The following is an 11733-nucleotide window of genomic DNA, read 5'->3' as shown; positions in this document are numbered from 1 at the left end:
GTGGCCTAAAGTTTTTTGGATATCCAAAAAACTTTAGGCCACAAGCGCTATACCCTATAAACCATTTTTATATCTTTATTATTTATATCTTTATACCCTTTACTGCGATCCCCATTATGCGATCGCATCCTCTCTAAAACCCTGAAACCCTTATGAATAAAGGCTTTTATCTATTTTGTCCCTCGCACCGATCCCCAGCGATCCCCGACTACTATAAAAAACTCCGATGCTTTTGACCCCTATTATATCTATATGACTCTGCTTACAATAGAAGCATAAAAATTTATACCAATCAGTTTCCACGAGTTTTCAATGCTTTCAGCCCTCAAAAAGCGCAATCGCCCCCTGCATTGTCTCTACCTATATCTTACTGCTTGGCGGAACATGGCATAGAACAGAGACTGTATTGTATTGCGCCAAAGCTTCGCCTTGCAAGGATTCTAGATTGCAACGCATCTCGCTAAACTTTGTTCTGACTGCTATTGCATTTTTATTGCAGTTAGATTATTATATAGCAGTCAACAGGATGGGAGAAACACCCCATGTCCACCGCTTTACCTCGCCACCCCCCAATCCGAGGTAAAGCGGCACCTCGCCCTAGGCTAGACCCCAGAGATGTGCAATACCTCAGCCACCACCAGCAGCCCCTCCAACCCCCTGCCGAAACTGTTCACGGCTTTTCCCCCACCGTCTGCTCTCAGCGCCATGAGGGCTCCCCACCCCACACATTGAGACAATCCCCCATGAACACCTCCACCCAAGCACTCGTCCCCCCCCTGCTAGCTCCCTACGCCACCGCTGCTACCATTCTGGTCACTGCCACTCGCTATACCTGGCAGGCCTTGCGCTGCGATCGCACCCTCGACATCTACCGCACTCTCTCAATCCTGCTCCAAGTCGCTGGCTGGCTGGCTTTCCTCGTCTGTCTCTATACCCTCCAAGCGGGCAGGGCCACTCGTCGATTCTACGAGGCGGAATGGGCGGTCGAAGCCAACGCTCTGGCTCTACGCATTGACCGCGCTCTACCCCCCTCGATGGCGGCGCTACCCTGCCCCAGGCCAATGCATTGCCCCAAGTCTCCCCCAGCGACCCTGCGCCCGATCGCGTCGTTGCTTCCCTCGACTATGCGTTGGCGAAGCCTCTCCACTGGAGAATCGCCCTCGATTCCGTTGACGCCATCCACCCTGACCAGGTGCAGGCCGTCATGAACGGCACCGGAACCTTGACTAACAAACTCCGCGCCCTCGCTTCCCTCGCCCGTATCCAATGGCGGCACTCCAGAGGTCACAAGAAACACATGCGCAACAACGATATCCGCTCAGCTCTGGCTCCCTTCCTCCCCGCTGACCTTCTCGCTCAACTCTCCTAAACACCTGGCCCCTGGGGCTGGTATTGCCCCAGGAACCTGCACGATCGCGTCTCCCTCGACCTATCACACTTCCAAAACCACTATGAGCAACACCACGTTTGAAGCGAATGACCACCAATACGTCGCACTGAAGCAGGCTAAGGAAGTCTTTGGGCCGCGATGGAAATCAAAGCTGAATGTCTGTTGGGAAACCGGGAGGTATTCCAGCTCCTTAGGCCAGTACAATGCGGTGCTTCAGCAGGTGCGCAACCAAGGGGGGGCCACCTGGCTCTCCAAGTGCAGATTCCAGAGCTAGGGCTCGAATCTGCACTCCTCGACCATCTCTCGTGCCGCATGGAAAACAAGCAAAGTGCTGCGATGGCCCCTTGGGCCGGTCTTTGACCATCGCGCCGTTGATGTCGGCAACACCGCTTCCGTTATCTCACCAAGGTTAAGCTCACGTCTAATTGTCTTTATCTGGTGCCACGTTAAATGGCTCCTATAACGGCCATTTAACGTGAATCGGCTACCGCGATGCGGTCATGACCATCCTCAAAAGCCTCATGAATCAAGGCTTTTAGAAAAACGCGGTCATTTATCGTGGCACGCGACAGGAATTCCCTAAAACTTTAGGCTGTGACTGCTATACATTTATATCTCTATTATTTATTCTTTTTCACGGGTTGGGCCAAAGCTGGTTGGGGGCTTCTCGGGGAGTATGGGGGGCTTGCGATCGCGACCGAGAACGGCGCACAGATTTAAGAGGGGGCGGTTGCTGGCTCTTGCGGCCCCACCTCCAGATGGCTACTATTATCACTCCCTTGCCTCTCGCGATCGCAAGCCTCCAACCACTAGCAGCTCTTCATGCTCGGCTGGGTGAGCGATCGCAGCCGTCAAGTTTCATCAGTAACCGCAGTTTTCGTGACCAAAGAGCATGGTGGTGGTGCCGTCAGGCTCCAGCGTGGCGCACCAGACGCCTCCTGTCCCAAAGCTGGTAACGGTGATCACCCTCGACCACCAGGATCGACCCCGATCACAACAGCACCGGCAGCGTTGGCGAAGCCTCTCCGAAGGAGAATCGTCCCCAATATCCGCAATGGCCGAACCGTAGGTGGCGTAATCGGCGGCTTGCCTTCCCTGCTGCACCTCAGACCGTTGCCTGTAGAGTGCCCGGATGCCCCAGTGTTGCTACATCAGTTCATCCACCATTGAAAGAGAGTGGTCATTAACCGAAAGACAAACTTTGGTATCAACTGCATAAATCCTCTGGCAGCAGGAGTATTCTAATAACAATAGGCGAAGAAAACTTCCCTCATTTTCAAAGAGTTCAGTCCCCGTTAAACAAGAGATTTTTATCTCGTTAACGTCTGATTTTACTCTGTCAAAATCGGCGGCACTCTTCTTAGCTGTTGATAGTTTCTCCACTTAAGCTTAGAGAGCACTGCAATAGATACCCAAAGGCTAAACATTTCTGTACGGCCGTATTGAAGCATCTCTGAACAGCGTTACTCTTTTGAGGAATTCCCTCATAACAGCGGTTAAGTGTCGTAAACGAAATATTTCACTTCAAGATTTCGTTTAAATCCTATTAACAAATGCCCTAGCTTCTGCCTTCAGAATCTAGAGCATTTTGCATTATTTACGCAGCTATTAACTGACCTGCCGATTGTTGTTGGCGCAGGCGTTGTAGTCCTCATGGGAGAAAACTATTAGAGGAGTAATGCGGTCTTTCTCTTCACAGCAAAACGTCCGATAGCGCAGCCCCACCGGACGTTGTCTTGGAAATTAAAAAGTCGACAAGACCTATGACTAAAATCAACTGACTAAAATCAACCCCTGAGAGCTGCGCGGTTCGGGCGACGTGGGGGGCCACTGAGCGGCTATATCGGCTAGGTATACCTATCACAAGGAGGGAATGATGCTGATGGACTTGAGCGAGGGGCGATCGCTTAGGGCAGCTTGTTTGGGGCCGGGACGGTGCGCTGGGCCGCAGAAGAGTTGTAGCAAGAGTGGAGGTTGCGGACGGAGATGTGATCGCAGCGGTTCACAACTCGGTGGGATGAACTGGTGGTGGCTCGGTAGCCTTATCCCCTGCGATCGCTACGTTGATATCGCTAACACCGCTTCCCATGTCACTCGTTGACCGAAAGCACCCAACAGCACTTTAGACGGCTATATCTGCGTCGATACACCCAATGAGCAACCTCACCGACATCACTGACTAGGGGGCAGGGGCCAAGGTAGGGCTGGATGTGGGAGCGGCAGTCTCTTTAAGCGTAGTTGCAATCACTATAATACTGTATTTATCTAAGTTTGATATCTATATTTACAAGCACAACTTTGATTGATATGGGCTACGCTTACCCTGTACCTTGATGGAGTTGTCCTATGAGCGCGGGTTTGATGCCGACAATGTGGCGGCTGAATGAGTTAATGGCCCGGCATCGGGTATCGGGTAAGGCGCTGGCTGATGAGCTGGGCATTAGCACCAATGCTGTGTCGGCACTGCGCACGGCTGAGACAATGCCCAAAATCAACGGCGATCGCCTGGACCAGATTGCGGCGGCACTTACGAAGTTGTCTGAACTTGGGGGAACAGTGCGAGGCGTTGACCTCCTCGAAGAGAGGGAGTCGGGCGCATGAGCAATCCGCAGAGCGATCGCACCCAGGAGAACATCCATGCGGCCACTGACCCGGCCCAGTGCCGTGAGATGGGCCGGCGAAATGGGTGGGAGTTAAAAAATGTGAGGCGGAACAAAGACCCTATACTCAAGGTCGATTGCGTGTTTTATGGTGAACAAACCAGCTTTGAGGACACCCGCTATGGCGACTAACGAAACGTGGATCATCTACAAAGCAGATTCCAGTAGCGCCCCAGGTTGGGAGGATCGCCACCTTTCGCCTAACGGTGGACTGACGGCCATTCTGGCTGAGGAATGGAACTGGTCAGAGCAGATTCCCCAGGTGGGCGATCGCGCTCGGGATTATGCCAACCTGGCAGACCCCGGCAACGGCGTTACTCATGGCAAGGATGGGGACTGGGTCGTGGCTGAGGTGCAGCAATTCAACAGCCCCGACACCGACATGACAATTGTGATTTGTGTGTGCAGCTACCAGCCCATTGAGGCCCAATGGCAGGAGCTGCAACGCGGTGCCCCCATCACCGCTGAGTCCCTGGCGGGGGTGGCCCGATAGCGCGATCAAGCAATAGACGACCACATCCCCAGAAAAGCCCCACCATGGACACCGCTGGCCCTGGGGGGCTTTGTGCATCAATAGGCCCTGACCTGCTCCAGTCGGGGCTGAGCCTATTCCTCACCCAACGAAAACCCTTCCGAGGTTAGAAGAATGATATAGAATTTTTTATACCGCTATAAATTTATTGACTGCTATAATTGAACGGTGTAGACGATGCTGTTACTGTTCAACCGTCCATAGCCATGGCCGCTCTATCTCAAACCTTCGACACGACCCGCACCGAAATCGTCGCCGCGATGGAACAGCGCATCGAAAAGGGCGATCGCACCAAACTCACCAAGAAAGAACTGGAGGAGTTGATCGCTATCTTGGTGGCCAAGCTGGTGGAGATGAATGCCCTTGGCATTGACACCAAGGCGGCAATCGATCGGCTCTGTGCAGCGGAGCAGGTGCTATTGGAGAGGGCCTATCCCCCTAGCAGTATCAATTCGGTCTATTTCCCGCGCTACACGAAAGCCATTAAGGCCGCGATTGAGGCGGGGCGTATTACCCTCAATGGCAAAAACTCGTACTCTCGGCGGTGGGCGAAGCGCAATCCGCTGCCGGGGGAGCCCAGCAGCGGTTCTGAGGCGCGACACCATGCCCTAGACGGATTTACGTACCCGATTGAGGTGCAGGCCCAACTCAGAGCCGCTACCACCCAAAATGCCAATGCTCGTCAGGACGATCGCCAACCCGTCGATCTCGATGCCTATATGGGCAAAATCAATCTCCTGTTGGCCTCCAATGACCCCATCGACTTGATCATTGCGATCGCTGCCGTGACCGGACGACGGCACACTGAGGTCGTCAGCCTTGGGCAGCTCCAACCCCAGGTGGGGGAGATGGCTCAACTAATTCCCCAGGGGCATCCCTACTTGCTGCGCTTTACCGGGCAGCAGAAGGCGGCGAAGCCTGCCTACGATTTGCTGACCTTGGTGCCTGCCCAGGATGTCTTACTGGCGGTTGAAAAGCTCAGGGCTACGGCTGACATTCATGACCTGGCTGGGGTCGCCTCCGATGACCCCAGAATGGAGGCGCTCAACGCTCGGGTGAATCGCCGGGTCATCAAGGTGCTCGGTGAGGTGCTGCCGACGCCTCAAGGGTTTACCAATATCTCCATCCATCGCTGCCGCGCGGTCTATGTGCCGATCGCACTCCATTTCTTTTGCCCGGCCAATATGGCGGAGCAGCGGCTGGCTCAGCATCTCCTCGGCCATGTGCTGCTCGATGACACGACCATCGGCAATGCGGCGGTGACGGGCCATTACTACCAGTATTATCTGATTCGCAAGGGAAAGCCGCTCACAGCTCGGGGGGTCAAACTGGCCGCGAGTGGCCCGATTCCATTGCCCCCAGATGAGCGGGATGCACCGGTTGAACAATCCCCTACAGAAAACCAAGGAGCACTGATCGTGGCTGATTCTCTTCCCGCAAAAACGATGACGTCGAAGGAGGGTGATCCGGTTTGGGCGACGATCTCATCTCAGGCGGCGACGATCTCGACTCAGGCTCACACTATCTCGGCTCAGGCGGCGACGATTGATCATCTGGCTCGCTTAGGTGGCGGGGGACTGGGCGATGATTCAGAACTCAAGGCGTTGAAGGTTGAACATGCGCGACTGGTGGCGATGCTCGATGAGTTGAAGGCGATCGCCGCTGACCCCAATCAGCTCCAGGCAGCTCAACGGTTCTTTGCATTCGATTTTGACCTTGAGGAGGAGGTACTCGACGGAGAGGGGGCTGAGCCACCAGCTACGTCTAGACCGGCTCGGGCTGAGGAGGAGGAGGAGGACAATGGCGGCCACGACAAGGCGCAAAACACGAAGCCCTATCAGCGCGGGGTGCGGCTGCTTGAGATCGCCCAACTGTGGGCTCAGGAGCATCCCGATGCGACGGTCAAGTTCTCGGGGGCGTTACTCAAGGCAGTGGGGGTTCATGCTGCCGCTATTAAAGCCATTACCACTGACCTCAATGAGGAAATTGAGGCGTTCAACAAATCCCTTGGTGATGACTCCCTTAAAACCCATAACAAGGGCAGAACCGAGCCTTTCCTTAAATTCGCGTCGGAAAAGCTACAACAGGAAGGACTCTATAATCCACGCAGCTAAAATAAAGGCAACTCACGATTCAAGGTGAGTTGCCCTTTGAAACCAGAAACTCATTGCTGAGACAAAGGCTTTATTGGAATGGCTATCAAATCAGGCTTTATCTTCCATTGCCTTCATCATCCACTTTAACCAAGTGAATGTGCTTATAGCCCAGCTTAATTTTGAACTCATCACCAGTTTTCAGCCCTATCTCTTGGGTATAGGCCGCACCAATCACAATCTGTCCATTCTTGTGGACAGTTAGAGTATAAGATGCTTCTCGGCCCCGGACATCTGCACTCTTTTGGGGTTCAAGCTGAATGCCCTTGGCCGCCAGTAACGCATCATAGAACTCGGCTAGAGCGACACGGGTCTGCCCATCTTTGCTGACGGTGTAATACCCACATTCCCTAGCTAGTTCTCGCTTGCTCAGTCCATCATTCTCTTTAACCTTGGCCAGAAGCGCTTTGCCTGTCAGTGCTTCTCTTTCTTTTACTGCCATAATTTAGAACGCCCAAAAAATACAGGTCAAAATCCTAAACAATCCACAGGAAATAATTCCAGAGGCTGTTAAAATTTCTTTCCTACTTTATCTAATAACTTCAATAAAAAGTCAGAGGCTCTCATCCTCTATGGCTGGGATGGCGCGTTGCTCTAATCATCCTCTACGATCCCCAGCCAAATTTCGATTCGCTCCAGACGGCGATCCACCGTTCCGCCACTGGCGCGGACGTCGGTAAGGGCTGTCTGAAACCCGCTGCCTCGGAAAATCAGGTACTGAAGCACTCCCATCACCGCTGTACCCATCAACAACCACACCACTGCCGCTCTCCATTGCGCGAGTTCAGTCCAAATCGACGTTCCGCTTCCGCTTCTTGGGCTGGAGCTGCACTGAATCGACCGATGCAGCGCCTGCAATTCTGCCTTGACCTCGGTTGTGATCTGCGGATCGTTCACCGGGTGCACCTGGCTCCCGAGTTTCTCCATCTCCGATATCAAGTTGGGCAGCAATGTCGCTAAGGTCGTGAAGGGCCCTTCCGCCCGCTTCAACATCACTTCTGATGACACCAAGTATTGACTGAATCTGACCAAGTGTTCTCCGAGTGTCCTGTAGCCGCTGCTCACCTCGGATGTCTCTTGAGTGCGCACCTCCAACAGCCGCGATAGGCTCTGGGTGATCTCCTGCCATTGATCCAAACTCACACGAATGTGGGCAACGTCCCGCTGATGAACTCGCTCTAGGGCTTCCATCCGCAGCAGCAGTTCATGCAGAACGGTTTCAATACTGGCAATATCCTCAACGCTTGGCGCTCCCATTTACGCCGCTCCCGCTACAGGTACCGGTAGATCGAGCAACTGTCCGGCTGTCTCTATCTGAGCACTACCACGCCGAACAAACGACCGCGCCAACAATTTGTCACCTAAGGGCAGGCTGTCAAGGGCCGTGAAGGGGGTGTAGCTGGCTTGTATGGCCTTAAAGGTTGTATCGGCTAGTCGTGGCAACTCAATCTCGACTCCCCCATACTTCTTGACGCGCTTTCGTTCTTTCGACTCATCCCATAACGAAAATGAGTCTTTCAGGCCTTCAGTGGCAAAATACTGGTTCTTAACAACCACCCAGCGAACCGTATCGCCGCAGAAGTCTAGCATTCGACTAATCGACTCTATCGGCGCGTAGCTAGCGCTGATCACGCTGATGAACGTCACCCCATACCCCATCTCTCCGCAAGCTGGAATGAGATCGAAGACATCAATTTGCTCGCGCAATCGGGTGCTTGAGGCGGCGGGCATGTCCAAAATCACACGTCAGCGGGGCAGCGACGGGCTAGTGCTGGCAGCCGACTGGCCACTGAGGAATTCACCTCCCCTGACAGCAGCGTTACCAGTTTTTTGCCGCCATCTAGCGAGAGGCAATCCACTGTCGGCACTGCAAAGCGTTCTGGATCAGCGTGAAACGATGAAAACTCTGGGTTTTCCTGGTCGGAGTCGATACCTACTACTTTCGCATCGGTTTGATCTAAGGTCGCATAGAGCAACCGGGCAAACAGGGTTTTACCCGTTCCACCTTTCGCACCATTGATAATATTGACCGTTCTATTTGACATAGAATAAGCCCTCTAAACAACAGGTTAACTATCTACAAGTGGACAGGCGGTATGAAGCCGGGTCGCCGTGGCACCTGAAATCCTCCTTCTTCAGCAGCCGCTTTTTTTCTGCTTTTACGGGTAACAGAAACGGTATCTTTTGGAATATCAGCAGCAGCCTCTAGCTCAATCGCTTCAGCTTCAACTACAACAACAGATTTAACTACAGGCGATGACTTGGCCACACTAGGCTTTCTCCTTTTTTTGCTCTTGCTATTTTTATTTTTCTTGCCACCAGATTTAGCCTTAATTGCGTAGTAGTAACTCCTCAAAGTGTATGAACTGATTGAGATCTTCTGACTGGTAACAGCTTCAAAAGAACTCATCAAATGAGGCGCAGCAACAGCCCAGTCCTTCTCTGTCTTCCTAAACAGAGTGATCTGCTTAAAACATGACTTGACAACGTCATAGACCGTCATGTCCTCAGTTTCAACATTTTCGACTCTTGATTCTTGCGGCAAGTTTGCAAAAAAATGTTTGCTGATTCTATCTCCAAGAGACTCTTCTGTAGTCATAAAAACAACCCAATTCTTCTAAACTTCTTTCGTCGACTCCTATAGACTCCTTTGGACCACCCTAACCGACCTCCCTAGACTGGCTCCATAGACTTCTTTGAACTTACCCATAGACTCCTTTCGACTGCCCTGATTGACTTGCCTAGACTGGCTCTATAAATTCTTTTCGACTTACCACATAGACTCCTTTAGACTGCCCTGATTGACTTCCCTTGAGTGACCCCATAGACTCCTTGGGACTGCTCTAATTGACTTTCCTAGACTCTTTCCATGGACTTCTTCTGACTTACCCCATAAACTCCTTTAGACTGCGCTATCGACTTTCCTACACTTGTTTCATTAGGTTTCTTTAGACTGCCCTAATCGACCTTATAGACTGATTCCATAAACTCCGTTAGACTTACCATATAGAATCCTTTAGACTGTGCTATTCGACTTTCATAGACTTGTTTGGACTACCCTGATCGACTTCCCTAGCCTGGCTTCATAAACTCTTTTAGACTTTTCCGTCGACTTTTTTGAAAAGGAGTTTTTTAGAGCAAGTTGTGGCTACACAAACACATTGCCATTCTTTATACTGGCAACCACAACAGAAAAGTTTTCCTATATTCTTCCTGCTCACACCCTGGGGCCACTCCTCTAAACTCACCTTGGATAGTGGCCTTCGAATATCTCCCCCATATCGCAAATCGATCTTTCGGGGCAAAAAATTATTAAGCATTCCCTGAATCAATCATGACCACCTCGCGCAATACCCGTATCGCCTGATGGCTCTGGGGCTGAGGCCAGAGCCATCAGGCGAGCGGCTAAACCAATACACCCGGCCACTTTCCTCCGAGACCTCGGCCTACGTCCGCCTCCGGCTACGGTTACCCATCGAGATATCTATGCCCACCTCAGCCAATGGAACAAACTATTGGATCACCTCGGGAGACGGTATGCCACAGTAGCGCCCCCCTCTCTACTCCAAGACCTGAGAGACCTGCGCCAGTCAATCTTAGAGACACAGCGCACCTTAATCACACCAGCTCCTGAGGGCGAGGGCGATCATGTTCATCAAGATAGTTAAGGGCAGCAACGCCCACGGGCTTTGTTCTTATCTACTTGACCCGGCTAAGATCAGTAGCGCTAACCCAATCATTGCCACCAATATGGCATGGAGTAATCCAGACGGTTTGGCTCGTGAATTTAACTGGGTTACCTCTCGCCCTCGACATCGCCAGGTGAAACACACCATGGCCCACTTAGCAGTCAGCCTCTCACCAGGGGAACACGTTGCTTCAACTCAGATGGCCGACATCTCCTTGAGAATTTTAGACAGCATGGGCTACGGGGAGTGTCCTTTCTTTGTCACCCAGCATCACGACAAGGAGGCTGCCAATGGAGTACAGCATTGGCACATTGCCACCACCACCATTGATGTAGAAGGTGCTTGGGTCAAGGACAGCTTTAGCAAACTCAAACTGCAAAATCTGGCTCGACAGCTAGAGCACGATATGGGCCTCACGCCCCTCTCTGCTGCTCCACCAAGCCAGCGCCATAACCTCACCACTGGCGAATATCGGCGCAAAGAACGCACGGGCGAAACGTTGCCTAAAGAGACGCTCTGGGATGAGATTAACTATGCTACAAATGACAAACCCACCTTGGCTCTGCTAGTGACCCGGCTCAAAGCTAGCGGGATTGAGGTTCACCTGCGCAAAGCTTCAGAGCCTGGGGATGGGCCTGCCTTTATCGGTATTTCCTATGCTGTTGATGGCCATTCGTTTGCCGGTCGCCGCCTAGGGCCTGCTTACTCTATCAATGGTCTTCAGAAGCACCGACAGGTTGAGTATCGTCCTGACCAAGATGCCGTGCTGACTCAATTAATGGCGATGAATCAGGCCCAGTGTCAGCAACATCTCACCGATTATGAGGCGCTTCAGCTGCTCTGGAAGGAACGCTACGCCCATTATGCCACAGCGATCCAAGGTGGCTCTGATGAGCCCCAGGGGAGACAACTAGATGCCGACGTTGCCCGGCTGGCTGCCTCAGAAGGAGAATCCACTTTCTCCGTTGTGGGTATCCTTCGGCAGGGGCCAACGGCGCAAGCCCTTCGCCACGACCAGGGCCACTATGCGGCGTTGGAGTACTGCCAAGCCATCGCTCATCAACTGACCCAAGACCAGAGTGACCCTGTATTTCAGTCAACTCGAAAAGCCCTAGATATTGAGCTTTAGCTAAAGCTTCAATGGCTGGCAGTGCGCTGCCGAGCTTTCCCAATCCGAGGCTTTGGCCATAGCACTTAGAGCTAATTTCTAAAGAGAATCTTAAGTAGAGCTTGTTGACCTGTCACGGTTCTACCGTGGTAAGGGTAGCGCGACGCATCAGGGCATTGAGCATGAGCCGTTTACCCGACA

At 52.5% G+C, this 11733-nt stretch carries 11 protein-coding genes; 6 read left to right on the top strand and 5 right to left on the bottom strand.

The window, feature by feature from the left end; translation table 11 throughout:
- Window positions 1-542 precede the first annotated feature (542 nt).
- The 5 genes from H6F57_RS27015 to H6F57_RS26995 all read left to right on the top strand — a co-directional run bounded on the left by H6F57_RS27015 (window position 543) and on the right by H6F57_RS26995 (window position 6696).
- Window positions 543-1208 (top strand): hypothetical protein, encoded by a 666-nt coding sequence (locus H6F57_RS27015; protein WP_190632285.1) that lies wholly within the window; start codon window positions 543-545, stop codon window positions 1206-1208.
- 2528 nt (window positions 1209-3736) lie between these two features.
- Window positions 3737-3991 (top strand): helix-turn-helix domain-containing protein, encoded by a 255-nt coding sequence (locus H6F57_RS27010; RefSeq protein ID WP_190632286.1) that lies wholly within the window; start codon window positions 3737-3739, stop codon window positions 3989-3991.
- Window positions 3988-4182, top strand: a complete 195-nt coding sequence (locus H6F57_RS27005; protein ID WP_190632288.1) for a hypothetical protein — start codon at window positions 3988-3990, stop codon at window positions 4180-4182. The genes H6F57_RS27010 and H6F57_RS27005 overlap by 4 nt, the downstream gene beginning before the upstream one ends.
- Window positions 4172-4543, top strand: a complete 372-nt coding sequence (locus H6F57_RS27000; RefSeq protein WP_190632290.1) for a hypothetical protein — start codon at window positions 4172-4174, stop codon at window positions 4541-4543. The genes H6F57_RS27005 and H6F57_RS27000 overlap by 11 nt, the downstream gene beginning before the upstream one ends.
- A 245-nt stretch (window positions 4544-4788) precedes the next feature.
- Window positions 4789-6696, top strand: a complete 1908-nt coding sequence (locus tag H6F57_RS26995; RefSeq protein WP_190632292.1) for a protelomerase family protein — start codon at window positions 4789-4791, stop codon at window positions 6694-6696.
- A 97-nt stretch (window positions 6697-6793) separates the two neighbouring features.
- On the opposite strand, the gene H6F57_RS26990 is transcribed toward H6F57_RS26995, so the two are convergent.
- The 5 genes from H6F57_RS26990 to H6F57_RS26970 form a co-directional block, all read right to left on the bottom strand.
- Window positions 6794-7177, bottom strand: coding sequence for an AbrB family transcriptional regulator (locus tag H6F57_RS26990; RefSeq protein ID WP_190632294.1), 384 nt, complete (start codon window positions 7175-7177; stop codon window positions 6794-6796).
- Between the two features lie 152 nt (window positions 7178-7329).
- Window positions 7330-7992 carry a hypothetical protein gene (locus H6F57_RS26985; RefSeq protein ID WP_190632296.1) on the bottom strand — a complete coding sequence of 221 codons (663 nt, stop codon included), beginning with the start codon at window positions 7990-7992 and terminating at the stop codon, window positions 7330-7332.
- Complete coding sequence (locus tag H6F57_RS26980) at window positions 7993-8466, bottom strand: hypothetical protein (RefSeq protein WP_190632298.1); 474 nt, start codon at window positions 8464-8466, stop codon at window positions 7993-7995.
- Between the two features lie 8 nt (window positions 8467-8474).
- Window positions 8475-8780: a hypothetical protein gene (locus H6F57_RS26975; protein WP_190632300.1), complete on the bottom strand. Its 306-nt coding sequence runs from the start codon at window positions 8778-8780 to the stop codon at window positions 8475-8477.
- A 32-nt stretch (window positions 8781-8812) separates the two neighbouring features.
- Entirely contained in the window at window positions 8813-9334 is a 522-nt protein-coding gene (locus H6F57_RS26970) for a hypothetical protein (RefSeq protein WP_190632302.1), read from the bottom strand.
- Between the two features lie 1049 nt (window positions 9335-10383).
- Here H6F57_RS26970 and H6F57_RS26965 point away from each other — a divergent pair.
- The gene (locus H6F57_RS26965) at window positions 10384-11553 is read left to right on the top strand and encodes a relaxase/mobilization nuclease domain-containing protein (protein WP_190632303.1); all 1170 of its coding nucleotides are present in this window, start codon (window positions 10384-10386) and stop codon (window positions 11551-11553) included.
- The last annotated feature ends 180 nt before the right edge of the window (window positions 11554-11733 follow it).

Source organism: Leptolyngbya sp. FACHB-60, from assembly GCF_014695775.1.
Lineage (GTDB): Bacteria > Cyanobacteriota > Cyanobacteriia > Phormidesmidales > Phormidesmidaceae > Nodosilinea.
The sequence above is the reverse complement of the archived record's forward strand: the minus strand, read 5'-3'. Positions and strand labels throughout refer to the sequence as shown.